Genomic DNA, 25482 nt, shown 5'->3' with positions numbered 1-25482 from the left:
GGGAGAGGGAACTGACCGAAGTGTTCTGGCTTAGTGCGCCCGATCCAGCCCCGCCAGCAATGCGCTGTCGTGGCTGTAGATGTCCGGCGCATAACGCACCTGGCCGCTGCTGTCGACTTGCGCCGTCCAGTAGGTCATCAGGATCGGCACCGGCGCCGACAGGCGAAATTCATGGGTGGTGCCGGTTGCCAGCAAAGTCTCGGTGCGAGCTTTTTCCGCCGGGGACAGCAGCAGATCGCGCAGTTGCAGCGGGTGCTCGACGCGCACACAACCGGAACTGAACGCCCGTGGGCCTTTGTCGAACAGCGCCTTGCTCGGCGTGTCGTGCAGGTAGACCGAGAACGGATTGGGGAAACGGATGACCATTTGCCCCAGCGGATTGCGCGGGCCGGCGTCCTGACGCAGGAGGATATTGCCGGGGTTGTCCCAGTCGATATCCGCCGCTGCCAAAGGCTGGCCGTTGGCATCGAGCACTTGCAGGTTCTGACGGCTGAGGAACGTCTGATCCTTGCGGATTTCCGGCAGTTTGTCTTCCTTCCAGATAGTCGGCGGAACGGTCCAGGTCGGGTTCAGCGTCAGACGGGTGACGCGGGATTTGAGCAGCGGCGTCTGGCGTTCGGCGCGGCCGACCTGGGTGCGGGTCTGCCACACCGGTTGACCGCCCTGATACAGCGTCAGCTCAGCGGCCGCGACATTGACCACCAGACCACTGGGCTCCATGTCCTGAGCCATCCAGCGGAAACGTTCGAGATTGACCCGCAACTGGTCGCGGCGGGTCAGCGGGCTGATGTTCAGCTCGGCAATGGTGCCCGGCCCGACCACGCCGTCAGCCTGCAACGAATGGCTGGCCTGAAAGTGCTTCACTGCCTCCACCAGCACGTCATCGTAGGCGTTGTCCGGTGTCACCAGTGCGTGTGCCAGATAACCTTCGCTGTACAAACGTCGGGCCAGTTCCGGCACGCGCGGGTCTTCCATCGCCGGGCGCAGCAACGGGCCGCTGCCGACCGGCTGCCATTGCGGCAAGGCTTGCAAGCGTTGCGCGGCATACAACTGACGCAGGCTTTGATATTGCGGCAGATGCGGGCGCGCCAGGTTGAACGCCGCAGCAATATCGTTCATGCCCGGCACGGCAATGCTGAGCAGTTGCGCCTGACGGTCGGTCGGCGGGCCGTCGACACGCCACAGCGGTTCGAAATGCGATTGCAACAGACGGCCGTAATGCAGATCCTGCAAGGCCTGCAGGTAGTTGCGGCTGATGTCGATGTCGGCGCACAGCTCTCCGTCCTGCGGCGGTGTCGTCGCGACCGCATAGCGATTCGGATTCAACCCATCATCGGCCAACAGCTGCAATTGCGCGCGCAATGCTGGCAAGCGTGCCGACTCACTTGCCCACACCGGCATCCAGTCCTGCTGTTCGTAAAACGCCTGCAATTGGCTCAACGCCGGGCCATTGAGGCGCGGAGCAATGGCCGGGCACGACTGCGCCAGGCTGATCAAAACCGCCTGCAACGGGCTGCGCGGCTCGACCGGCAATTGCGTTTCCGGCGTTGGCAGGGTTTCGAGCGGAGGCAGCGGCTCATCGGCGCAAGCGACAAACGGCGCAGCGAGCAAACAAATGCTCAAGTAGCATGCGTACTTTTTGAACAACTGCTTTACTCCAATCCATGGCCGTCCAGATGACGGTCAACCTTACATCAGGTGCGCTGAACAGTCAGGCTCGAACCGCGAGCCTGCGGGTATTGACTGGGAGTCAGGAGCCAAAGTGCCGTTTATGTAGCAAGTTGAGGACACTTTATAAAATGTTGACGTTTTTGCGCCGACTTCTGTTGAGCACCGCGACCCTTGTCGCCGTGACCAGCCCAGTATTTGCCGCCGGCAAGCCATCGCCGGTTCTCTACAACAGCCTCGCCCACGCCGCGCCGGAACTCAATCCCCAGGCGCTCAAAGGTGCATTGAACGCCATGCAATGCGCGGTCAACAACGGCGCGAAACCCTCTCGGCATCTGGCGATCATCGATTATTCGCGACCGTCCACCGAACGCCGCCTGTGGATCTTCGACCTGAGCAAAAAGAAACTGGTGCTGCGTGATCTGGTTGCCCACGGTTCCAACTCCGGGGAAAACTTCGCCACGCAGTTTTCCAATCGCGAAGGCAGTTATCAGTCCAGCCTCGGTCTGTTCCGCACTCAGGAAAGCTACGAAGGTACTCACGGCTATTCGCTGCGCATGGATGGTCTGGAACCCGGTTTCAATGATCTGGCCCGTGATCGCGCGATCGTGATTCATGCCGCCAGTTACGTGAACCCGCTGTGGAGCAAGCGTCAGGGGCGTATCGGCCGCAGTCAGGGTTGCCCCGCCGTACGGCCGCAGATCGCCAAACAGGTGATCGATCGCCTGAAGAACGGCCAGTTCATGTTTTCCTGGTATCCGGATCAGCGCTGGCTGCAAAAGTCACCGTATCTGAACTGCCAGCCGCAACAGGTGGCGAGCATTCTTAATACCCACGCCAGTTAACGCGCGTCGCCCCCGGCGGGTTTGTAGAACAGGAACCTGCCGGTCTGCGCCGTGTTGCGATAGGCCTTGGCCCAGCTCGGGTGCACGCCGCGATCGTGAAAATACAGGGCACCGCGCGTGCGGTCCTTGAGCTGACGGTTCAATGCCTTGCCAGCGATTTCCTTGGCCAACGCGTATTCGGCGTCTTCCTTGACCTGATCGGGCTTGCCATCGCACCACCAGGAAAACTGGCAATTGCCGCTTTCCGAGCCTTGCTTGACCACCGCGCACACTGTGTCGGGAAAGCCGTCGTGGCCGAGGCGATTCATCACCACACTGGCGACGGCTTCCATTTCCGGGGTGTCCTTGCCCTTGGCTTCCCAATAGATACTGCGCGCCAGACAGGTCAGCGGATCGTCCAGCGGCGCGGCGCCGGCCGGGTCCACCGCCTGCGCTTCGGTCGGGGTGATGGCCTCGGATTTCGGCGCCGGAGCAGCGCTGACTTTATCCGCTGCTTTCTCTTCGAGCACCTCGGCTTTCTGTTCGGCCTTGGCCTCGATCGGCGCCTGCGCCCCGGCCCATGCTGCGCCGGTCAAAAAGATCCACAACAAACCGCCCGCCAAGCCTTTCGATCCCATGTCGGTTCTTCCGTCAGCGCCCGCCCGGGGCAAGATGTTACGTCGGTGAGACGCCCGGTTTGCGGGGTCTTCGCAGAGTGTAGCGAGCAAATGCGCGGGCACACCAGCGCAGAAAAAAATCCGCCGCAAAGAAAAACACATTCACTCACCGGGGGCCTTTCGCGCATCATGGGCGCATTCAGCTCAAGGGAGATTTCCATGCGCTTCATGCCGTCCGTTTTGCGTTGTGCCGCACTGTCGCTGAGCGCGGTGTTCGCCACCTCGGCGCTGGCCGCCGATGAACTGCAATTGATCGAGTCGATCAACAGCTATCGCAGCCAGCCGCAGCGTTGCGGCACGCAGGCATCGAACGAGTTGCCACCGCTGTCGGCCGATCCACGTCTGCGCCTGCCCGCCAGCGGCGCGGTCGATCTGCAGCAGGCCATGACCAGCGCCCACTACCCGATGGTCAACGTGCAGGCGATCACCCTCAACGGCCCGCGCGATGCAGCAGCGGCGATGCAGGCGATCAAGGAAAGCTTCTGTAAGGTGGTGCTCGATCCGCAGTTTGTCGATATTGGCGTCAACCGTGTCGACCGCGACTGGCGCATCGTCCTCGCGCGCCCGTTGCTGACGGCGAAACTCGGCGATGCACAAAGCGAAGGGCAAAAGCTGCTGGCGCAACTCAATACCGCGCGCGGCCAGGCGCGCCAGTGCGGCGGCCAGTCCTTCGCGGCGGCAGCACCGCTGGCGTGGAATGCCACGCTGGGCACGGTCGCTCAGGATCACAGCCGCGACATGGCCAACAACAATTACCTCGACCACAAGGACCGCGACGGCCGCACGCCGGGCGACCGCGCCGAGCTGTCCGGTTACAGTGGGCAACTGGTCGGCGAGAACATCGCCGCCGGGCAAGACACCGTCGGCAAGGTCGTCGACGGCTGGCTCGCCAGCCCCGGGCATTGCGCCAATCTGATGAATCCGCAATATCAGGAACTGGGCGCCGCGTACGCGACCGATCCGAAAAGCAACGCCGGCATTTACTGGACGGCAATGTTTGGCGCACCGTAAGGCATCATCGACGCCGTCAATCACTCGGTCAGCCAGAGTGATTGGACGGCATGGCGAACGCAGCCTACCCTGCGCGATCTGCGCCCGCTGACGGCGCTCCACATCCACGAGGCGAGCCCATGACACAGCGTGAATTGATCGATGGTCACAACCGCCGCGTGGATTATCTGCGCCTGTCGGTCACCGACCGCTGCGATTTCCGCTGCGTCTATTGCATGGCCGAGGACATGCAGTTCCTGCCGCGCCAGCAGATCCTCACCCTCGAAGAGCTGTTCCGGGTAGCGCAAAGCTTCGTCGCCCTCGGCACGCGCAAGATCCGCCTCACGGGTGGCGAGCCGCTGATCCGGCCTGGTGTCGTGCAACTTTGCGAACAGATCGCCGCCCTGCCCGGCCTGCGCGAACTGTGCCTGACCACCAACGGCTCACAATTGGGCCGACTGGCCCAGCCGCTGTTCGACGCCGGGGTCAAGCGCCTGAACATCAGCCTCGACAGTCTCGATCCGCAGCGCTTCAAAGAGCTGACCCGCACTGGCGATCTGGCGCAGGTCATCGACGGCATCGATGCCGCGCGTGCCGCCGGTTTCACCCGTACCAAGCTCAATTGCGTGGTGATGCAGGGCCGCAACGATCACGAGATCAACGATCTGGTCAGTTTCGCCATCGAGCGTGATCTGGATATTTCCTTCATCGAAGAGATGCCGCTGGGCGCGATCGCCGAACACAGCCGCGCCGAATCCTTCTACTCCAGCGCGCAAGTACGCGAACGCATCGCCGAACGTTTTACCCTGATCGACTCGACCGAATCGACGCAAGGGCCGTCGCGCTACTGGCGCGTGGCCGAAGCGCCGAACATTCGCCTGGGCTTCATTTCACCGCACAGCCACAACTTCTGCGGCACCTGCAACCGCGTGCGCCTGACCGTCGAAGGTCGCTTGCTGCTGTGCCTGGGCAACGAGCATTCGATGGACCTCAAAGCGGTGTTGCGCGCCCATCCGGGCCACCCGGAACGTCTGGAAAACGCGATCATCGAGGCGATGAAACTCAAGCCGTATCGACACAACTTCGAAGTCAACGACGACGTGCAAGTGGTGCGTTTCATGAACATGACCGGCGGCTGATTCGCCGCGCAACCGGGACCGCGAGATGATCGTCAGACCGAGACCCAATCAGTTCGCCGTGCTGTTCACCCTCAGAGGCTCGATCGCCAAACGCATCGCCGTGCGCACTTTGATGCTGACACTGCTGGCGGCAGCGATTGTGCTGATCGAACTTCTGGTGCCGAGCTACTTCGCCCAGATCAATTCGACACCGTTCACCCTGCTCGGCCTGTCGCTATCGATCTTCCTGAGCTTTCGCAACAACGCCTGTTACGACCGTTGGTACGAGGGCCGCAAGGCCTGGGGCGAGGTGCTGTTGCGGGTGCGCGCGGTGATGCGCGAAACCCAAGGCATCGATGACACGCGCCTGCGTGGACAACTGTTGCGCAACCTGTGCGGTTTCGCCCACGCGCTGAATGCGCGGTTGCGTGGAGACAGTGAGGAGCAGGCCAGTGCCGACTGGGTCAGCCCGCCGATCGATGGGTCGGCGCCGGATCACTGCGGCCAGATCCTTCATCAGGTCGGGCGCCAGTGTTCCGAGCTGGAAACGGCCGGTGTGCTGTCGCCATGGCGTTATCAATTGCTGGCCAATCACCTGACCTGCCTGAGCCAGGCCCAGGCCGTTTGCGACCGCATCAAGAACACGCCACTGCCCTTCCCTTACACCCTGCTGCTGCACCGCACCATCTACCTGTTCTGCCTGCTGCTGCCGTTCGCCATGGCGCAATCGCTGGGTTGGTTGACGCCGCTGTTCACGGCAATTGTCAGCTACACCTTTTTCGGCTTCGACGCGATTGCCGATGAACTCGAAGACCCGTTCGGCCGCGATGAAAACGATCTGCCGACCGATGCGCTGGTGCGTACCCTGGAGCGCGATGTGCTGTACGAACTCGGCGTCTCGCCGTTGCCGCCCGCGCCGGAACCGGACGATTACGTGCTGCGCTGAATGGCTCAGCGGCGGGCTCGGCGTGTTGACTCTGGATCGAGGTGCTGCCATTCGCGAGCAGGCTCGCTCCCACAGTTGAAATGCACTCACCTGTGGGAGCGAGCCTGCTCGCGAAAAAGGCAACTCGGTCAATCAGCCCAAACGCCGGAAAGCGCCACCGACGAATCTTCCATTTACACGCGCGCAAATTCCCCCTTACTATCCGGGCACACCGGTCGCCGGGCCTGCCCCGCCGCCGACGCTTTCCGCCAACGGAAACACGCGTTATGAGTACGTCACCACAACAACCCCAAAGGTTGCACGTCTCTGCTGTACGCGCCCACTGCAGCAGGGGCCGCGTATGAACCGCATCGTCAATCTGCCCATGGCCCTGTGCCGTTCCAAGCTGCGTCACTCCGCACGCCCGCCGGATATCGCCATTCCTGCCTGATCGCGTGAGCTGAAACCGCGACAGTCAATTTCCCGATTTTCCTGATATCCCTGCCGGGACACTTACGTCTTTTTGTCGCGTCGTGTCCGGCCGAATCTGCGCGCCTGTGCGGCGCCACCGTGAGTGATTTGCCATGAAATTCGCAGCCATCGAAGACGCACGCCTGTTCCTCGAACAGAACCCCGATATCGACATGATCGAATTGTTCATCCTCGACGCCAACGGCGTGCCGCGCGGCAAGCTGTTGCACCGTGAAGAACTGCTCGCCGTGTACGAAAGCGGCCGACCGCTGCCGAGCACCATCCTTGGCCTGACCGTACAAGGCGAGGACGTCGAGAACTCCGGGCTGGTCTGGGATGTGGGCGACATCGACTGCCGCGCCTATCCGCTGCAAGCCAGTCTGGTACGCCTGCCGTGGCGACAGATTCCAACCGCTGCGGTGCAGGTCAGCATGCACCCGAGCGAGGGCATGCCGGCGAGCATCGCTGACCCTCGGCACCTGCTGATCAAGGTGATCGACGGCCTCAAGGCCGAGGGTTATCACCCGATCATGGCGTGCGAGCTGGAGTTCTATCTGCTCGACGCCAAACGCGATCACAACGGCCGCCCGCAACCGGCGCTGGACGCTGACGGCGGACGACCGCGACACACGCAAGTCTACGGTTTGCGCGAACTTGAGCAGATCGAGCCATTCCTCGCCGACCTCTACAGCGCCTGCAAACTGCACGGTATTCCGGCGCGCACGGCGATCTCCGAATACGCCCCGGGGCAAGTGGAAATCACCCTTGAACACGGCGATGCGCTGGAAGCGATGGATCAGGCGGTGCGCTACAAGCGTCTGGTCAAAGGCGTGGCGCACAAGCACGGCATGCAGGCGACGTTCATGGCCAAGCCGTTCGATGATCTGGCCGGCACCGGCATGCACATGCACGTCAGCCTGGCCGATGCCGAGGGGCGTAATTTGTTCGCTTCTGAAGACCCGGCTGGCACGCCGCTGTTGCGCACGGCGATTGGCGGCATGCTTGCCTCGCTGCTCGATTCGCTGCTGCTGTTCTGCCCCAACGCCAACTCCTACCGGCGTTTCCAGGCCAACAGCTACGCGCCACTGGCGCCGACCTGGGGCGTCGACAACCGCACCGTCAGCCTGCGCGTACCCGGCGGGCCGGCGCCGACACGACACATCGAACACCGCATCTGCGGCGCCGATGCCAACCCGTATCTGGCAGCGGCAGCGATCCTCGCCGGCATTCACCGTGGCATCCGTGAAGAGCTGGATCCGGGGGCACCGGTCGAGGGCAATGGTTATGCCCAGGCGAAAGAACTGCTGCCGACTGATTGGCTGACCTCGCTGCAGGCGCTGGAAAATTCCGCGTGGGCACGGGAGGCGTTGGGCCAGGAATTCCTTGGGGTGTATCTGGCGGTGAAGCGTGCCGAGTATCGGCAGTTCATGGCTGAAGTGGGTGAGCAGGATTGGCGGTGGTACCTGACCGAGGCTTAACGATCCGACACCGAACCTGTGGGAGCGAGCCTGCTCGCGAAGGCGTCATCACATTCAACATTTGGGGTGACTGACACACCGCTTTCGCGAGCAGGCTCGCTCCCACAGGGAATGCACTTCGAATCTGAATTTTTTGTGGACCCCGACATGACCATTCGCTGCAATTCCTACTACACCGCCACCCTTAACCAGGACACCGACTACCCGACCCTGCAAGGCCGGCACAAGGTCGATGTGGTGATCATCGGCGGCGGTTTCACTGGCGTCGCCACTGCCGTCGAACTGGCGGAAAAAGGCCTGAAAGTCGCCATCGTCGAAAGCCACAAGATCGGCTGGGGCGCCACCGGGCGCAATGGCGGGCAAGTCACCGGCAGCCTCTCCGGCGACGGCGCGATGCGCAAGCAGATGCGTGCAAAACTGGGCGATGACGTGGACGATTTCATCTGGCATCTGCGCTGGCGCGGGCATGAAATCATCCGCGAGCGCGTCGAGAAATATGCGATCCAGTGCGACCTCAAACACGGCCATTTGCACGCGGCGTACAAGCCGAGCCACATGGTCGATCTGCGCAAGGATTACGACGAAGCCGTGCGTCGCGGATTGGGCGATGAGGTGAGCCTGCTGGACCGCAGCCAGGTTCGCGACCTGCTGCAAAGCGAGCTCTACCACGGCGCCATCAAGAACACCCGCAACATGCACCTGCACCCGCTCAATCTGTGCATTGGCGAAGCACGCGCAGCCGAAAGCCTGGGTGCGCTGATCTTCGAAAACAGTGAAGTGCTGGAGATCATTCACGGCGACACACCTGGCGTGCGCACCGCCCACGGTCAGATCGACGCCAATCAAGTGATGCTCGCCGGCGATGTCTATCACAAGCTCGAACCGGGTCAGCTCAAGGGCAAGATCTTCCCGGCTATGGGCGGCATCGTCACCACCGCGCCGCTCGGTGATCTGGCACAACAGATCAACCCCGAAGACCTCGCCGTGTACGACTGCCGCTTCGTCCTCGATTACTACCGGCTCACCGCCGACGGCCGTTTGCTGTTCGGCGGCGGCGCCAACTACAGCGGCAAGGATTCGCGCGACATCGCTGCGGAACTGCGCCCGTGCATCGAGCGCACGTTCCCGGCGCTAAAAGGTATGGCGATCGATTACCAGTGGAACTGCGCGATGGGCATCGTCATCAACCGCATCCCGCAACTGGGCAAGCTTTCGGACAACGTCTGGTATTGCCAGGGCTACTCGGGTCACGGCATTGCCACCACGCACATCATGGGCGAGATCATGAGCCGCGCGATCACCGGGCAAATGGAGCAATTCGACACTTTCGCCGCGTGCCAGCACATTCGCGTGCCAATGGGCGACCTGCTGGGCAACCCGTTGCTGGCGGCGGGGATGTGGTATTACCAGATGCTCGAACGTTTGCGCTGACTGGACCGGCCCTATCGCGAGCAGGCTCGCTCCCACATTGGATTTGTGCACGACACAACACCCTGTGGGAGCGAGCCTGCTCGCGAAGAGGCCCTCAAACCCCACACACACTCAATCCGGCAACTGCTCCACGACAATCCCCAACCGCCGATAATCCTCGACATTCCCCGACCCGGGATGCCGCTCGGTAATCAACATATGCAGGCGCGTACACGGCGCCACCAAAAACGGCTCCACCGCGCCCAGCTTGTCCGCCGTGGTCACCGCAATCACCCGCGTTGCACTGTCGAGCATCGCCTGTTTGATCGGCACTTCATCGAAATGCAGCGAGGTAATCCCGACCTCGGGATGAATCGCGCACACCCCGGTAATCGCCAGATCCGCCTTGATCCCCGCCAGCAGTCGCAGCGCTTCCTGACCACTGGCCGACATCGAATGCGGATTCAATTCACCACCCGCCAGAATCACTTTCACGCCTTTGTATTCGGACAAGGCAATCGCCGTCAGTGGGGAAGCGGTCACGGCAGTGATGCGGATGTCGGACGGTAATGCGCGGGCGACCTGCAACGTGGTCGAGCCGGAATCGAACAGCACAATCTGCCCGTCCTCGATGTGCTGCGCCGCCAATTGCGCCAGACGCACCTTGACCTCGTCGGTCTCATCCAGACGCGTGAAGTAATCCTTGCCCGAGTCCTTCGGTCGCGGCAGCGCCCCGCCATGCACCCGCTGCACCAGCCCGGCGCTGTCCAGCTCGGCGAGGTCGCGGCGGATGGTGTCTTCGGAGACTGCGAAATGCTGGCTCAGCTCGGAGGCCATGACCTTGCCGTCACGTTCGAGAAGCAAAAGGATTTTCTGCCGGCGCAGGGACGGCAATTCGGCGGTGGAGTGGTCGTGCATGGTTATGCCTGTTTGTGCTTGTAGTTGCAGGTTTCAGCGACACTAGCGAAAGTCTCAGGCAAATACAAACGCAGCGGCTATCAATGCTTTCGATCATTGGAATCAACACGGCGAATTTTTTCTTTGCGCTGCGCCTGTTCACAATGGCCCCACTCTCAAAAGCTCAGGATGAACAGCCCATGAATCTCAATTTCGCCTTCGCCTGCATGATTGTCGTGTCGTTCGCGGTTGCCTTGGGCCACGCCTGACCTGCACCAACAACGCCGGGGCAAAATGCAGCAGCACCATCCGGCTCAGATGATGCGTCAGGATAAACACCACATTCAGCCCGCCGCCAAACGCGACAATCGCAATCGTCTCGATCGCGCCCGGCATGTACGCCAGCCACAGCGCCAGCGGATCACTGCCCAGCCAGCGCGCAGCTACCTCGGCAAACGCCGCTGCGACGACGATCATCAAGCCGACCGAAACCAGAGCGGTGCGCCCATGCCGCGCCAGTTCTGCGATGCCGAGCCCCTGAAACCGTGAGCCGATACGCACGCCAAGAATCAGTGCGGCCAGGTTCAAACTCCACTCCGGCATGTGAAAGCTGTGCAGCCATCCCGACTTCACAAATACAGCGGTTATGAGAATTGCGGTAAGCATGAATGGCGCCGGGACGCCGACCAGCAACAACAGGCGGCCGAGCAATACGCTCAGCGCGACGACAGAGAACGCGGTCAGCGCCATGCCTGTGGTCAACGGATCGCTGACCACTTCAGCCACCGCTGCTTGCCCGGGAATGAGCAAACTCACCAGCACGGTGATCAACAGCAGTCGCATGAGATGCACGATGATGACTTTGCTCGAAGCCTTTTCCGACTCAAGCAAATCGAACACTGCGGCCAATGCGCCGGGATACACCGCCAGCAGTGCATCGGTACGGTTCCAACCGGCGCCGCGTGTCAGCCACCATCCGGCGAGTGCAATTTGTACGGTCAGGCAGATCAGCAACACGCCAAGGCTGGGCAACATCGTCGTCGCCGTTTCGCTGTCCCATGCTTCGAACATCAGCCCGGTGGCGATGCCCAGCGTGACCTGGATGTAGCCCAAGCCATAAGGAGTTGCCGGGGCGATGCCGGTTTTACTGGCAAACAACGCGGTAACGACAATCGAGCCCAGCAGCAAGCCGTGGGGTACGCCTTCAAACTGCAATAACGCGCCGAAACCGGCCGCAATCAACAAGCACACAATGGATTTCATAGTTCGCCTTCCTGGCTATTTTGTGAGACACCACCATTCCCTGGTAGGAGCTGCCGAAGGCTGCGATCTTTTGGGACGCAGAGCGTCCCCGGCTGCATTCCCACGCAGAGCGTGGGAACGATCAGATCGCAGCCTTCGGCAGCTCCTACAGGGGGATTTGCATTCCTAAGCGCGAAGGCGTGCAATCGCCCGCCGATATTTCTCGATCCGCTCCAGATCCTCCCAACTCGGCGAGGCAATCCTTGAGATATCGCTGTTCTCTTCCAGATCTGCCAGCTTCACCACCCGCCCGATCGGGTTTTGCGCGGCGCGGTCGACAAAATCCTCGTAGGACTCGCCGGGCACTTTGGTCACCGCTGCAATCGCCGCCAGCACCTCTTCGCTGAAGCCTTCCCCGCGCAAATCATCCAGGCTCACCCCGCAATCCTCGACCACATCGTGCAGCACAGCGACGATGCGTTCTTCCAACGTGCTCATGCGCAACATGACTTTCAGCGGATGCAGAATGTACGGCGCCCCGCCCTTGTCCACCTGCCCGGTGTGGGCCGTGGCGGCAATGGCGATAGCGCGTTCGAGGGTTTGGGCCATGGGAATCGAATCCTGCGCTGAATGTTTCTGATTGTTGCGCAGTGTACGCGAAGATCGCTCAGCGCAAACCGATTGAACCTTGCCCGCCCTCGCCGCCTCGAAACCAGACAAGCGCCAAATCACCGATCAGACGCGGCGCCATTGGAGAGGAATTGCCGATGAAAACCCGACTGCTGCTCCTGATCGCCACGTTCGCCATCATACCCACCTGCGTCATGGCCGAAGGCTGCGACGTCCAGACCCGCTCCTCCAGCGCCTCGGTGCCAGCGGTGGAAACCCACAGCTGCTACGAATACGAAGGCATGCCCGTGGACTCCATCAACTGGTCCTGCAGCAACGAAACCAAGGACACCCTCAACGCCACCAAGAAAAAAGTCGATCGCTGCGACGACCACTACCAGGCCACCTGCACCGCCCGCCTCACCCAGGAATCACTGGCCAACCCGCACTCGACCAGCAAAGACAAAAGCGCCAAACCGCTGAACATGCCCGACAACGCCAAAGTCACCACGTATTACTACGACGGTGAGCACCTGGCGCAGGCAAAGATTGATTGTGAGAACAGCGGCGGGAACTGGAAGGCTAAGTAACCTCGGTCATCGAGGATTGCCTGATAGAGAGCCCGGCTTGATGCCGGGCTTGCTGCATCTGCAAACACCTTCAACCCTCACCAGCACCGCTGCTGGTGCCGCTGTCGTTCGATTGCTTCGAACCACTGGGCTTGGAACCTGCAGGTGTCGAGCCGTCATTGTTGGTAGTATTGCCCTGCGTGCCTTTGGGCACGGTGGCGCCGTTGGAATGAATGTCTTCCGGCGCACTCGGATTGGCTTGGCTGTTGCCGTCGTTAGCAGTGGGTGCCGGGGTGTCGCTGGCGGCGGTCGCGTAGAGCGAAGTGGCGGATAACAGCGTGGCCAGGGTCAGTGCTGCGAGGTTGGATTTGCGCATGTGGGCGGTTCCTTTGCGGGGGTAAGGTATGCATTGGAAGCGCGTGCGCGGGGAAAATGCGGGAAGGCTGACGAATGGCAGGAAAAACAACCCGCCACCTCGTAAAAGATGCCGGGTCAACAAAAAAATAATGCGTTATCCGATCAGAAATTCGCCGGCGTATTCGCGCTGATTATCTCTGCCTCATCCGCGCCGATATTGCGAAACTTATGCGGCAACGTCGTCGGAAAGTAATAACCATCCCCGGCACTCAACACACTCACCTGCCCGTCCACGGTCAATTCCACCGTGCCGCGCGTGACCAAGCCGCACTCTTCGCCTTCGGCATGCACGATCGGCTCTTCGCCGGAGCTGGCGCCGGGGGCATATTGTTCGCGGAGCAGGCGCATCTGGCGGCTGGGGACGGAGGCGCCGATGAGCAGCAGGCGCAGGCCGTCGCGGCCGAGGTCGGGTTGTTCGTTGGCGCGGAATACGTATTGGTGTTCGCGCGGGGGCTGGTCGAAGGTGAAGAAGTCGGCGAGGGACATCGGTATGCCTTCGAGCAGCTTTTTCAGCGAGCTGACGGAGGGGCTGACGCGGTTCTGTTCGATCAGCGAGATGGTCGCGTTGGTCACGCCGCTACGCCGGGCGAGCTCGCGCTGGGAGAGTTTGTAGCTTTCGCGTACTAGTTTGAGTCGAGAACCCGTATCCATGACAGCCTTATGTAAGAGCGACTTAAGGGCGATGGGGGTGGGTGGCGGGTGACGCGCAGGTCGCGCGGATCACGTTGCTCCCGTGTCCCGGAACCGTGAAAGGCGGCTATTAAATCACGTTTGCGGGTGTTGCTCAGCAGGTTCGATGGATGGTGCGGCAAAAGTCCTGTTGGCCTTGGCAATACAGTCACTGTGGGAGCGAGCCTGCTCGCGAAAGCGTAGTGTCTGGCGAATCGATGTCGCCTGATATGGCCTCTTCGCGAGCAGGCTCGCTCCCACAGTGGACATCAGTGCTTTTGCCTAAGTGAAAAACCGGCGGGGTCTTTCGGACCGTCGCCGGTGAGGTCAATCAGACGCCGAACCGGTCGCGCAGGGAATAGTAGACCGCGCCCAGAGCGGTAAGCGGTGCGGAGAAGGTGCGGCCGCCGAGCATCGGCATGTGCGGTAGCGAGGCGAAGGCGTTGAAGCGTTCGGCGTCGCCGCGGATCATTTCCGAGATCAGTTTGCCGGCCAGGTGCGAGCAGGTGACGCCGTGGCCGCTGTAGCCCTGCATGTAGTAGGCGTTCTTTTCGATACGGCCGAATTGCGGCATGCGCGACATGGTCAGCAGGAAGTTGCCGGTCCAGCGGTAGTCGATCTTTACGTCCTTGAGCTGCGGGAAAGTCTTGAGGATCTTCGGCCGGATCAATTGTTCAATATCGTCCGGTTCCCGCGCACCGTAGACCACTCCACCACCGTAAAGCAGGCGGTTGTCAGCGGTCAGGCGGTAGTAATCCAGCAGGTAGTTGCAGTCCTCGACGCAGTAATTATTGGTGATCAGACTGCGTGCCTGCTGCTCGGTCAGCGGTTCGGTGACGACGATCTGCGAGCCGCACGGCATGCTTTTCGCGGTGACGCGGTTGTCGAGGCCTTGCGGCAGATAAGCATTGCCGGCGATCAACAGGTATTTGGCGCGGACCAGACCTTTGGCAGTGCGCACGGTGATCGGCTCGCCGTAGGTGATTTCCACCGCCGCCGATTGCTCGTAGATCTTGCCGCCCAAACGCACGATGGCGGCGGCTTCGCCGAGGGCCAAGTTCAATGGATGAACGTGGCCACCCTGCATGTCCAGCAAGCCGCCAACGTAGGCGTCGGAGCCGACTTCGCGACGAATATCCGCAGCATCAAGCATCTTCAGATTGCGGTTGCCGTAGCGTTCCCAGTTGCGCTTCTGCTCGGCCAGGCCGTTGAGCTGTTTCTTGTTCATCGCCGCGAAAATACCGCCCGGGCGGTAGTCGCACTTGATGTCGTAATCCTTGATGCGCGAACGAATGATATCGGCGCCTTCGAAGATCATGCTGCCGAGGATTTCTGCAGTCTTGTCGCCGTAGCGCTCTTCGATGACGTCGACGTCGCGGCTATAGGAATTGACCAGTTGTCCGCCATTGCGACCGCTGGCGCCATAGCCGACTTTCGCCGCTTCCAGCACGGTGACTTTGTAGCCGGCTTCGCTGAGGAACAGCGCCGAGGACAGACCGGTATAACCGGCGCCGATGATGCAGACGTCGCAATCCAGCGCTTCTTCGAGAATCGGGAAGTCGATGACTTCGTTGCGGGTGGCGGCGTAGTAGCTGTTTACGTGTTGCTGTTTCATAGGTTTCTCCGAGGGCCGCCAACCAGGGGCGGCCGCCGCTGTAAAAGAGTCAGAGCTTGATCCAGGTCGCTTTCAGCTCGGTGTACTTGTCGAACGCGTGCAGCGATTTGTCGCGACCGTTGCCCGATTGCTTGAAGCCACCGAATGGCGCGGTCATGTCGCCGCCGTCGTACTGGTTGACCCAGACGCTGCCGGCGCGCAGGCCGCGGGCGAAGGTGTGCGCCTTGCTCAGGTTGCTGGTCCACACCCCGGCGGCGAGGCCGAAGATGCTGTCGTTGGCGATCTGCAGGGCTTCTTCGGCAGTGTCGAAGGTGATCAGCGACAGCACCGGGCCGAAGATTTCTTCTTGGGCGATAGTCATCGCATTGGTCACGCCGTCGAAAATCGCTGGCTGCACGTAGAGGCCGCCGGTTTCTTCGAGGGTGCGTTGGCCGCCGGCAATCAACTCGGCGCCCTGCTCGCGACCGATGCTGATGTAGCGCAGCACGTTGTCCAGTTGACGCTGGTCGACCACGGCGCCGACGGTAGTGGCCGGATCAAGCGCATGTCCCGGTTTCCACGCTTGCAGCGCTTCCACCAGCAGCGGGATGAACTGCTCGCGAATCGAGCGCTCGACCAACAGACGCGAGCCGGCAGTACAGACTTCGCCCTGGTTGAAGGCGATGGCACCGGCCGCTGCCTGAGCTGCGGCGCGCAAGTCCGGTGCGTCGGCGAAAACCACGTTCGGGCTCTTGCCGCCGGCCTCGAGCCAGACGCGTTTCATGTTGCTCTGCCCGGCATAGATCATCAGCTGCTTGGCGATCGCCGTGGAGCCGGTGAAGGCCAGCACGTCGACGTCCATGTGCAACGCCAGCGCCTTGCCGACGGTGTGGCCGTAGCCCGGTAGCACGTTGAACACGCCCTTCGGAATACCCGCCTCCAGCGCCAGTTGCGCGATGCGGATGGCGGTCAGCGGTGATTTTTCCGAAGGCTTGAGGATGAACGAGTTACCCGCCGCCAGCGCCGGGGCGAATTTCCAGCTGGCCATGATCAGCGGGAAATTCCACGGCACGATCGCTGCGACCACACCGGACGGCTCACGGGTGACGAGGCCGAGTTGGTCGTGCGGCGTGGCAGCGACTTCGTCGTAGATCTTGTCGATGGCCTCGGCGCTCCAGCGGATCGCGTTGGCGGTCGCCGGGATGTCGATGTTCATCGAATCGCTGATCGGCTTGCCCATGTCGAGGGTTTCCAGCAGTGCCAGTTCTTCCTGGTGCTGCAGGATCAGATCGGCGAAGCGGATCAGGACGCGCTTGCGCTCGGCCGGGGCTTTTTTCGCCCAGATGCCGGAGTTGAAGGACTGGCGCGCGGCTTCGACGGCGAGGTTGGCGTCGGCTTCATCGGTGCTGGCGACGGCGGCAAGAAAGCGGCCATCGACCGGGCTCAGGCATTCAAAGGTGTCGCCGCTGATCGCCGGGCGATATTCACCGTCGATGAAGGCGCGGGATTCGATGGACAGGGACTGGAAGCGTTGTTCCCAGTCGTTGCGGGTTGTGGTCATTGTTTTGAGCTCGACAAGGGGGAATTTGGGGGTTGGTCTGGTTGCTTTGTCTGGCCGGGAATCGCTGCCCTCACCCTAGCCCTCTCCCAGAGGGAGAGGGGACCGATCGGGGGATGCCTGGTAACTGCGCCGACATGAAAAATCTTTGCCGAATCCATCATCGACTGGATCGTTCAGGTCGCCGGATATCTCCAGACGACGCGGTCAGTCCCCTCTCCCTCCGGGAGAGGGTTAGGGTGAGGGGCTTTTGATCTTCAGACCGTATGCAGATACCAGTTGTACTCAAGGTCAGAGATCGAGTTCTCGAACTCGGCCAGCTCGCTTTCCTTGCAGGCGACGAATACGTCGATGTACATCGGGTCGATGTAGCGCGCCATGACTTCGCTGTCGTCGAGCTCACGCAAGGCGTCGCGCAGGTTGTTCGGCAGGCTCTGCTCGTTCTGCTCGTAGCTGTTGCCTTCGACCGGCGCGCCGGGCTCGATCTGGTTGGTCAGGCCGTGGTGAATGCCGGCCAGCACCGAAGCCATCAGCAGGTACGGGTTGGCATCGGCACCGGCGACGCGGTGTTCGATGCGCACGGCATCCGCTGAACCGGTTGGTACGCGCACGGCCACGGTGCGGTTGTCGATGCCCCAGCTCGGCGAGTTCGGCACATAGAACTGCGCGCCGAAGCGGCGGTACGAGTTGACGTTCGGGCAGAGGAACGCCATTTGCGCCGGCAGGGTCTCGAGCACACCGCCGATCGAGTGACGCAGTGCGGCGTTCTGCTCGGGATCCTCGCTGGCGAAGATGTTGTTGCCTTCTTTGTCCAGAATCGAAATGTGCACGTGCAGACCGTTGCCGGCCTGGCCCGGATACGGCTTGGCCATGAAAGTCGTGTCCATCTCGTGGTCGTAGGCGATGTTCTTCACCAGACGCTTGAGCAGGACCGCGTAATCGCAGGCCTTGATCGGGTCGGAGACGTGATGCAGGTTGACTTCGAACTGTGCCGGGGCGCTTTCCTTGACGATGGCGTCAGCCGGGATGCCCTGCTCTTTCGCGCCTTCGAGGATGTCTTGCAGGCAGTCAACGTATTCGTCGAGATCGTCGATCAGGTAAACCTGGGTCGACACCGGACGCTTGCCGGATACCGGTGAGCGTGGCGACTGCGGACGGCCATTCACGTTGTCCTGGTCGATCAGATAGAACTCGAGTTCGAACGCCGCGCAGATGGTCAGGCCGAGGTCGTCGAATTTGCGCACAACGTTGGCCAGCACTTCACGCGGGTCGGCGAAGAACGGCTGGCCTTCGATCTCGTGCATGGTCATCAGCAGTTGAGCGGTCGGGCGTTTTTGCCACGGCTCGATGCTCAGGGTGCCGGGAATCGGGTAGCAGATGCGATCGGCATCGCCAATATCCAGGCCCAGGCCGGTGCTTTCCACCGTTGAGCCGTTGATGTCCAGCGCGAACAGCGACGCCGGCAGGTTGATGCCTTTTTCGTACACCTTATGAAGACTGGTGCGTTCGATGCGCTTGCCGCGCACCACACCGTTCATATCCGCAATCAGAAGGTCGACGTACAAAACCTCAGGATATTTCTTAAGGAATGCGTTGGCTTCGTTGAGTTGAACGGTACGCAGAGGGACCGACATGATGCACCTATTTAGCTGTTAATTATTATGTTCACCACTGTGTTGCGCAGCCAGTCAATCCGAAAGGCAAAGTGAAGTCAATAGCGAACACCCTGCCCTGCAGCCTTTATTTTTCGGGCTTTTATTAACACTCTCGTGCCATATCCGCCGGCAAACCCCGGTAAACCTGAGCAATTTGATGAACGGCGTTTAGAATTTTTTACATGGCAGTTGTTAATTAAAATCAACGAGGCTAAGCTCCGGAAAAGCTCGTTCAAGTGACAGACTTCGAGGTGAATAAAAATGGCATTCAAGCCATTGATCGGCGTTACTGCGTGCGTCAAACAGATTGGCCTGCACCCCTATCACATCAGCGGCGACAAGTACGTACGTGCTGTCAGCGTTGGCGCTGAAGGGTTGCCAGTGGTCATCCCTTCCCTCGGCAACCTGACTGAAATCGATGACCTGCTCGGTCAGCTCGACGGGCTGTTGCTCACCGGCTCTCCCTCGAACGTGGAGCCCTTCCACTATCAAGGCCCGGCCAGTGCCCCCGGCACGGATCATGATCCGGCTCGCGACGCCACCACCCTTCCTTTATTGCGTGCAGCCATCGCGGCGGGCGTTCCGGTGCTCGGTATCTGCCGTGGCTTCCAGGAAATGAACGTGGCCTTCGGCGGCAGCCTGCATCAGAAGGTGCACGAGCTGCCCGGTATGCTCGACCACCGTGAAGCCGACAGCCCGGATGTGGCCGTGCAATACGCCCCGGCCCATGCGGTCAGTGTGATCGCTGGCGGCGTGTTCGAAGCGCTGGAGTTGCCCGACGAATTTCAGGTCAATTCGATTCACAGTCAGGGCATCGACCGCCTCGCCCCCGGCCTGCGTGCTGAAGCCGTGGCGCCGGACGGTTTGATCGAAGCGATCTCGGTCGAGCACAGCCCGACCTTCGCCCTCGGCGTGCAATGGCACCCGGAATGGCAGGTGCTGGACAACCCGAACTACCTGAGGATTTTCCAGGCGTTCGGCGCGGCGTGCCGGCAACGGGCGGCGAGGCGCAGTCAGCGCTGACGCAATCCCAGACCAGATAACGATTTACTGCCCCCACGGCTGGCGGGTGTGCGTTTGCACATCCGCCCGTCGTGAACTGCAACACCCGTGATAACAACAAGTACGACCCAGGCAGCCAGGACGGCGGCGCCGAACAAGCCGGATCGGTACGGACAAAGGCCACTCAGGTCAACGCATATCCCTGTGGGAGCGAGCCTGCTCGCGAAAGCGGTGTATCAGCAAACGATGATGTCGACTGACACTCCGTATTCGCGAGCAGGCTCGCTCCCACAGGTTCTGCGCCAGCTGACAGGCATTCCGGACCGCTCCGCAATCCACTTAAGCCCGGCCACATTGGCCAGGCACACGACACCTGTTGGGAGTTTCACATGGCAAACGCCTCCAGCACTTACCGCAAGGCACTCGAGGGTCAGCAGCAACCGAAAAAGGTGCTGGTGAAAGTCGATCGTGTCACCAAGAAGTTCGACGAAACCGTGGCCGTGGACGATGTGTCCCTGGAGATCCATCAGGGCGAAATCTTCGCGCTGCTGGGCGGTTCCGGTTCGGGCAAATCGACTCTGCTGCGCATGCTCGCCGGTTTCGAGCGGCCGACCGAGGGGCGGATTCTGCTCGATGGCGTGGACATCACTGACATGCCGCCGTACGAGCGGCCGATCAACATGATGTTCCAGTCCTACGCGCTGTTCCCGCACATGACCGTGGCACAGAACATCGCCTTCGGCCTCAAACAGGACCGTTTGCCGGCCAGCGAAATCGATGCCCGCGTCGAAGAAATGCTGCGTCTGGTGCACATGACCCAATACGCCAAGCGCCGCCCGCACCAGTTGTCCGGCGGCCAGCGGCAGCGCGTGGCGCTCGCCCGCTCGTTGGCCAAACGGCCGAAGCTGTTGCTGCTCGACGAGCCGATGGGTGCGCTGGATAAAAAGCTGCGTTCGCAGATGCAGCTTGAGCTGGTGGAAATCATCGAGCGCGTCGGCGTGACCTGCGTGATGGTGACCCACGACCAGGAAGAAGCCATGACCATGGCCCAGCGCATCGCGATCATGCACCTGGGCTGGATCGCGCAGATCGGCAGCCCGGTGGACATTTATGAAGCGCCGGTCAGCCGCATGGTTTGCGAATTCATCGGTAACGTGAACGCCTTTGACGGCACCGTGGTGGAAGATCTGGAAGGCCACGCAATCATTCACAGCCCCGACTTGCAGCAGAAGATCTATGTCGGTCACGGCGTCAGCACCTCGGTGCAGGACAAGTCGATCACCTACGCCATCCGCCCGGAAAAAATGCTCGTCAGCACCACCCAACCGGAGTTCCGCTACAACTGGTCCGAAGGCAAGGTCCACGACATCGCTTACCTCGGCGGCCACTCTGTGTTTTACGTCGAGCTGCCCGGCGGCAAGATCGTCCAGTCGTTCATGGCCAATGCCGAACGCCGTGGCGCGCGGCCGACCTGGGACGACAAGGTCTACGTCTGGTGGGAAGACGACAGCGGCGTGGTGCTGCGCTCATGAGAACTTTCAATCAGCAATTCTTGCGCCTGGTGCCCAGCGGACGAAAACTGGTGATCGGCATTCCGTTCATCTGGCTGTTCCTGTTCTTCATGCTGCCGTTCTTTCTGGTGATGAAGATCAGCTTCTCGGAAGCCGCGCTGTCGATCCCGCCGTACTCGGAGATCTACACCTTCGCCGAACAGAAATTCCAGCTGCTGCTGAACATCGGCAACTACACCCTGCTCGGCGAAGACGAGCTGTACCTGTCGGCGTATCTCGGCTCGCTGAAGGTCGCGGCACTGAGCACGCTGATGTGCCTGGTGATCGGTTTCCCGATGGCTTACGCGATCACCAAAACCGGCAAGGAAACGCAAAACGTCCTGCTGCTGTTGATCATGATGCCGACCTGGACGGCGATCCTGATTCGCGTGTATGCGTGGATGGGCATCCTCAGCAACAACGGTCTGCTCAACGGGTTCCTGATGTGGACCGGGCTCACCGATCACCCGATCGAGATCCTCAATACCAACACCGCCGTGTACATCGGCGTGGTCTATGCCTATCTGCCGTTCATGGTCCTGCCGCTCTACGCCAACCTGGTCAAGCACGACAACAGCCTGCTGGAAGCCGCGCAGGATCTGGGTTCGAGTAACTTCAACAACTTCTGGAAAATCACCGTGCCGCTGGCCAAGAACGGCATCATCGCCGGTTGCATGCTGGTGTTCATTCCGGTGGTCGGCGAGTTCGTGATCCCGGAACTGCTGGGTGGCCCGGAGACGCTGATGATCGGTCGGGTGCTGTGGCAGGAGTTCTTCAATAACCGCGACTGGCCGGTGGCTTCTGCGCTGGCGGTGGTGATGCTGTTGATCCTGATTGTGCCGATTCTGCTGTTCAACCGCAGCCAGGCCAAAGAGATGGAGGCACGGGGATGAAACGCTTCAACTTTTCCAAATTCATGCTGATCTTCGGCTTGATGTTCATTTATCTGCCGATGCTGATCCTGGTGATCTACTCGTTCAACGCCTCGAAACTGGTGACGGTGTGGGGCGGCTGGTCGATCAAGTGGTACGTCGGCCTGCTCGACAACTCGCAACTGATGGGCTCGGTGCTGCGCTCGCTGGAGATCGCCTGCTACACCGCGATTGCCGCTGTGGCACTGGGGACGCTGGCGGCGTTCGTGCTGACGCGGGTGACGCGCTTCAAGGGTCGCACGCTGTTTGGTGGCCTAGTCACCGCGCCACTGGTGATGCCGGAAGTGATCACCGGTCTGTCGCTGTTGCTGCTGTTCGTGGCGATGGCGCAACTGATCGGCTGGCCGCAGGAGCGTGGCATCGTCACCATCTGGATCGCCCACACCACCTTTTGTGCAGCCTATGTCGCGGTGGTAGTCTCCGCGCGCCTGCGGGAGCTGGATCTGTCGATCGAAGAAGCGGCGATGGACCTCGGCGCCAAACCATTCAAAGTGTTTTTCCTCATCACCATTCCCATGATCGCGCCGTCGCTGGCCGCCGGCGGGATGATGTCGTTTGCCTTGTCGTTGGATGATCTGGTGCTGGCGAGTTTTGTCTCCGGGCCGGGCTCGACGACGCTGCCGATGGAGGTGTTCTCGGCGGTGCGTCTGGGTGTGAAGCCTGAGATCAACGCCGTGGCCAGCCTGATTCTGCTGGCGGTGTCGCTGGTAACTTTCCTCGTCTGGTATTTCGGCCGCAAGGCAGAGGCCAACCGCAAACGGGCGATTCAGGAAGCGATGGATCAGACCGCAAACGAGTCGTGGCAACAGCCAGCAGCGGCGACTGCCTGAGCAACACCGAAGAACAACTGTGGCGAGGGGATTTATCCCCGTTGGGCTGCGAAGCGGCCCCTGCAGTTCTACCTGAAGACTCCGTATTCAGGTTTTGCGACTGCTTCGCAGCCGAGCGGGGATAAATCCCCTCGCCACAAGGTTCAAGCGCACCGAGCTTTTGTTTTGTTGAATAAGAAGAAGGGAGTTGTAGCGATGAAAATGTTTGGCAGGACTCTGCTGACACTGTCCTTAATGGGCGCAATGGTCATGGGCGCCCAGGCCAACGACAAGGTGCTGCGTGTTTACAACTGGTCCGATTACATCGCGCCGGACACCGTGAAAAAGTTCGAAGACGAGACCGGCATTCGCGTGACCTACGACGTCTTCGACAGCAACGAAACCCTGGAAGCGCGTCTGCTCGCGGGCAAATCCGGCTATGACATCGTGGTGCCGTCGAACAGTTTTCTGGCCAAGCAGATCAAGGCCGGCGTCTACCAGCCGCTGGACAAATCGAAGCTGCCGAACTGGAAGAATCTCAACCCGGTGCTGCTGAAAAACGCCGCCGCCAGTGATCCGGACAACGCGCACGCGTTCCCGTACATGTGGGGCTCGATCGGCATCGGTTTCAATCCGGCGAAGGTCAAGGAAGTTCTCGGCGCCAACGCCCCGACCAACTCCTGGGACTTGCTGTTCAAACCGGAGAACGCGGAAAAGCTCAAAGCCTGCGGCATCAGTTTCCTCGATTCGCCGACCGAAATGCTCCCGGCCGCCCTGCACTATCTGGGCTATCCGGTGAACGACAAGGACAAGGCGCACATCGCCGAAGCCGAAGCGCTGTTCATGAAAATCCGCCCTTACGTGGCGTACTTCCACTCCTCGAAGTACATCTCCGATCTGGCCAACGGCAACATCTGCGTGGCGGTCGGTTACTCCGGCGACGTCCTGCAGGCCAAGGCCCGCGCAGTAGAGTCGGGCAACAACGTGGTGATCGACTACAGCATTCCCAAGGAAGGCGCCGGCAGTTTCTACGACATGGTCGCCATCCCCCGTGATGCGGCGAACGTCGACAATGCCTACCTGTTCATGGACTTCCTGATGCGCCCAGACATCATTGCCGAAGTCACCAACAGCATCGGCTACAGCAACGCCAACGCAGCGGCCACGCCACTGGTGGACGAAGCGATCCGCAACGAACCGGGCTCGTATCCGTCGCAAGCGGTGATGGCGACGTTGTATGCAGTGCCGGACCAGCCGATTGCCACGCAGCGGATCATGACCCGTGGCTGGACGCGGGTGAAGCTCGGTAAATAAAAACACCGATGATCAAAAATGTGGGAGCGAGCCTGCTCGCGAAGGCGCCGTGTCAGGCGATTGAGATGCCGAATGTGCCGACGCTTTCGCGAGCAGGCTCGCTCCCACAATGAAGCAATGCAGTGCTGAAAATTTTCCGTTCACGCAGCGCCTTACCACCGCTGCACCCTGCTCTGAACGGCCTCACCCGGCTCCCTCGGCTCGGGTGAATTTGCAGGCGCCTTCGGGCGCCTTTTTTTGTTCGTTCAGATCAGCGGCCAGTCCTGCAAAACCCGATAGCGACCCTTGTGCGATTCGAACAGAGCGAAGCGTTCAGCACGCAGAAAGAACTCCGGCGGCGTGCGCGATTCCGGCTCCGGCGCGCGGTACTCGCGGGCCAGCGTCAGGTGCGGGCGGAACTCGCGGGTGGCTTCTTCAAAGCCGAACGGCAGCATCGCCTGCTCCAGCGCGTAGACCAGGCGCAACAACGCGGGCGGCGCCTGTTCCGGTGCCAGCGATAGCACACCGGGGCGATGCCAGACCTGCAAACGATCCAGCGCAATGCGCAACGTTTCGCCGGGAATACGCACACTGCCCGCTGCTTCACAGACGCCATGGATTTGCGCCAGCGGCACCGCACCGAGAAACAGCAGAGTCAGATGAAAGTTATCCGTCGGCACCGGTTTGCCGCTGCGCAGGCCCAGTTCCGCGCGCCACTGGGCGATTGCCTTGCGCTGCGCCGGCGGGCAGTCCAAAGCGAAAAACAGCCGTTTCGACGGTTCATCCCTACGCACTTCATCCATCATCGCCCTGCCCCCCATATCGTCATGATCGCGCCGATTCTACACAGCCTGTTCTGACGACTCGCGACAGGAAGCTATAGTTCAAGGATTGCCATCAACCGGAGGCTGCCATGCGCGAGATCCTCAGCAAAGAACCCTGGTGGGCCCGGCCACCGCATCCCGGACAGGACGAAAGCGAACTGGAATGGGGCTGGCTGGTGCATTACAGCGAAGGCGAACCGCGCTTCGAATTCGTTCGTGAGAGGCCCAGCGACGAGCAGATCCGCAACCGCAAAAGTTGCCGGGTCACCCCCTCGCCCGAATGAATAGAGCTCGTGAGCAC

The 25482-nt window shown here is 61.0% G+C and carries 24 protein-coding genes; 13 read left to right on the top strand and 11 right to left on the bottom strand.

Annotation, left to right across the window (positions count from 1 at the left end; genetic code table 11):
* Positions 1–30: 30 nt before the first annotated feature.
* Entirely contained in the window at positions 31–1647 is a 1617-nt protein-coding gene (locus ACYSTU_RS13460) for a L,D-transpeptidase family protein (RefSeq protein WP_498999255.1), read from the bottom strand.
* A gap of 152 nt (positions 1648–1799) precedes the next feature.
* On the opposite strand from ACYSTU_RS13460, the gene ACYSTU_RS13455 reads away from it, so the two are divergent.
* On the top strand, positions 1800–2513 hold the full coding sequence (locus ACYSTU_RS13455; RefSeq protein ID WP_136493681.1) for a murein L,D-transpeptidase catalytic domain family protein: 714 nt from the start codon (positions 1800–1802) through the stop codon (positions 2511–2513).
* On the opposite strand, the gene ACYSTU_RS13450 is transcribed toward ACYSTU_RS13455, so the two are convergent.
* On the bottom strand, positions 2510–3130 hold the full coding sequence (locus tag ACYSTU_RS13450; RefSeq protein WP_016775167.1) for a cell wall hydrolase: 621 nt from the start codon (positions 3128–3130) through the stop codon (positions 2510–2512). The two genes, ACYSTU_RS13455 and ACYSTU_RS13450, sit on opposite strands and share 4 nt — an antisense overlap.
* A gap of 198 nt (positions 3131–3328) precedes the next feature.
* Between ACYSTU_RS13450 and ACYSTU_RS13445 the strand changes: the two genes are divergently transcribed.
* The 5 genes from ACYSTU_RS13445 to ACYSTU_RS13425 all read left to right on the top strand — a co-directional run bounded on the left by ACYSTU_RS13445 (position 3329) and on the right by ACYSTU_RS13425 (position 9582).
* Positions 3329–4180 (top strand): CAP domain-containing protein, encoded by an 852-nt coding sequence (locus tag ACYSTU_RS13445; protein ID WP_498999250.1) that lies wholly within the window; start codon positions 3329–3331, stop codon positions 4178–4180.
* 119 nt (positions 4181–4299) lie between these two features.
* Complete coding sequence (moaA, locus tag ACYSTU_RS13440; RefSeq protein WP_498999247.1) at positions 4300–5298, top strand: GTP 3',8-cyclase MoaA; 999 nt, start codon at positions 4300–4302, stop codon at positions 5296–5298.
* A gap of 25 nt (positions 5299–5323) precedes the next feature.
* Positions 5324–6223, top strand: a complete 900-nt coding sequence (locus ACYSTU_RS13435) for a bestrophin family protein (protein ID WP_323168377.1) — start codon at positions 5324–5326, stop codon at positions 6221–6223.
* A gap of 563 nt (positions 6224–6786) precedes the next feature.
* Positions 6787–8151, top strand: coding sequence for a glutamine synthetase family protein (locus tag ACYSTU_RS13430; protein ID WP_498999243.1), 1365 nt, complete (start codon positions 6787–6789; stop codon positions 8149–8151).
* A gap of 147 nt (positions 8152–8298) precedes the next feature.
* Positions 8299–9582 (top strand): NAD(P)/FAD-dependent oxidoreductase, encoded by a 1284-nt coding sequence (locus tag ACYSTU_RS13425; RefSeq protein ID WP_498999239.1) that lies wholly within the window; start codon positions 8299–8301, stop codon positions 9580–9582.
* Between the two features lie 111 nt (positions 9583–9693).
* Here the strand turns inward: ACYSTU_RS13425 and ACYSTU_RS13420 are convergent, their stop codons facing one another.
* The 3 genes from ACYSTU_RS13420 to ACYSTU_RS13410 all read right to left on the bottom strand — a co-directional run bounded on the left by ACYSTU_RS13420 (position 9694) and on the right by ACYSTU_RS13410 (position 12309).
* On the bottom strand, positions 9694–10479 hold the full coding sequence (locus tag ACYSTU_RS13420) for a DeoR/GlpR family DNA-binding transcription regulator (protein WP_498999235.1): 786 nt from the start codon (positions 10477–10479) through the stop codon (positions 9694–9696).
* 186 nt (positions 10480–10665) lie between these two features.
* Positions 10666–11721, bottom strand: a complete 1056-nt coding sequence (locus ACYSTU_RS13415; RefSeq protein WP_498999232.1) for an AbrB family transcriptional regulator — start codon at positions 11719–11721, stop codon at positions 10666–10668.
* A gap of 165 nt (positions 11722–11886) precedes the next feature.
* A complete protein-coding gene (locus ACYSTU_RS13410; RefSeq protein WP_336353563.1) occupies positions 11887–12309 on the bottom strand; it encodes an HD domain-containing protein in 423 nt (140 codons plus the stop codon).
* 158 nt (positions 12310–12467) lie between these two features.
* On the opposite strand from ACYSTU_RS13410, the gene ACYSTU_RS13405 reads away from it, so the two are divergent.
* Positions 12468–12899 (top strand): hypothetical protein, encoded by a 432-nt coding sequence (locus ACYSTU_RS13405; RefSeq protein WP_024013328.1) that lies wholly within the window; start codon positions 12468–12470, stop codon positions 12897–12899.
* Between the two features lie 70 nt (positions 12900–12969).
* On the opposite strand, the gene ACYSTU_RS13400 is transcribed toward ACYSTU_RS13405, so the two are convergent.
* From ACYSTU_RS13400 to ACYSTU_RS13380, 5 genes are all read right to left on the bottom strand, one after another.
* Positions 12970–13254, bottom strand: a complete 285-nt coding sequence (locus ACYSTU_RS13400; RefSeq protein WP_125918741.1) for a hypothetical protein — start codon at positions 13252–13254, stop codon at positions 12970–12972.
* A 143-nt stretch (positions 13255–13397) separates the two neighbouring features.
* Entirely contained in the window at positions 13398–13946 is a 549-nt protein-coding gene (locus ACYSTU_RS13395; RefSeq protein ID WP_130888728.1) for a cupin domain-containing protein, read from the bottom strand.
* A 349-nt stretch (positions 13947–14295) separates the two neighbouring features.
* Positions 14296–15579: an NAD(P)/FAD-dependent oxidoreductase gene (locus ACYSTU_RS13390; protein WP_024013330.1), complete on the bottom strand. Its 1284-nt coding sequence runs from the start codon at positions 15577–15579 to the stop codon at positions 14296–14298.
* A gap of 49 nt (positions 15580–15628) precedes the next feature.
* Complete coding sequence (locus ACYSTU_RS13385; RefSeq protein WP_024013331.1) at positions 15629–17119, bottom strand: aldehyde dehydrogenase; 1491 nt, start codon at positions 17117–17119, stop codon at positions 15629–15631.
* Positions 17120–17373: 254 nt separating this feature from the next.
* Positions 17374–18750 (bottom strand): glutamine synthetase family protein, encoded by a 1377-nt coding sequence (locus ACYSTU_RS13380; RefSeq protein ID WP_498999223.1) that lies wholly within the window; start codon positions 18748–18750, stop codon positions 17374–17376.
* A 282-nt stretch (positions 18751–19032) separates the two neighbouring features.
* On the opposite strand from ACYSTU_RS13380, the gene ACYSTU_RS13375 reads away from it, so the two are divergent.
* The 5 genes from ACYSTU_RS13375 to ACYSTU_RS13355 all read left to right on the top strand — a co-directional run bounded on the left by ACYSTU_RS13375 (position 19033) and on the right by ACYSTU_RS13355 (position 24378).
* On the top strand, positions 19033–19794 hold the full coding sequence (locus tag ACYSTU_RS13375; RefSeq protein ID WP_281878952.1) for a gamma-glutamyl-gamma-aminobutyrate hydrolase family protein: 762 nt from the start codon (positions 19033–19035) through the stop codon (positions 19792–19794).
* A 368-nt stretch (positions 19795–20162) separates the two neighbouring features.
* Complete coding sequence (potA, locus tag ACYSTU_RS13370; protein ID WP_024013333.1) at positions 20163–21305, top strand: polyamine ABC transporter ATP-binding protein; 1143 nt, start codon at positions 20163–20165, stop codon at positions 21303–21305.
* Positions 21302–22216, top strand: a complete 915-nt coding sequence (locus ACYSTU_RS13365; protein ID WP_024013334.1) for an ABC transporter permease subunit — start codon at positions 21302–21304, stop codon at positions 22214–22216. The genes potA and ACYSTU_RS13365 overlap by 4 nt, the downstream gene beginning before the upstream one ends.
* Positions 22213–23085, top strand: a complete 873-nt coding sequence (locus tag ACYSTU_RS13360; RefSeq protein WP_476308971.1) for an ABC transporter permease subunit — start codon at positions 22213–22215, stop codon at positions 23083–23085. Before ACYSTU_RS13365 ends, ACYSTU_RS13360 begins: the two co-directional genes overlap by 4 nt.
* 195 nt (positions 23086–23280) lie before the next feature.
* Complete coding sequence (locus ACYSTU_RS13355) at positions 23281–24378, top strand: polyamine ABC transporter substrate-binding protein (RefSeq protein WP_095182000.1); 1098 nt, start codon at positions 23281–23283, stop codon at positions 24376–24378.
* Positions 24379–24623: 245 nt separating this feature from the next.
* On the opposite strand, the gene thpR is transcribed toward ACYSTU_RS13355, so the two are convergent.
* On the bottom strand, positions 24624–25163 hold the full coding sequence (gene thpR / locus ACYSTU_RS13350; RefSeq protein WP_136493689.1) for an RNA 2',3'-cyclic phosphodiesterase: 540 nt from the start codon (positions 25161–25163) through the stop codon (positions 24624–24626).
* 107 nt (positions 25164–25270) lie between these two features.
* Between thpR and ACYSTU_RS13345 the strand changes: the two genes are divergently transcribed.
* Positions 25271–25465, top strand: a complete 195-nt coding sequence (locus ACYSTU_RS13345; RefSeq protein ID WP_024013337.1) for a hypothetical protein — start codon at positions 25271–25273, stop codon at positions 25463–25465.
* The last annotated feature ends 17 nt before the right edge of the window (positions 25466–25482 follow it).

The sequence above is a fragment of the Pseudomonas glycinis genome (assembly GCF_054871425.1).
This window is presented reverse-complemented; position numbering and strand designations above follow the sequence as displayed.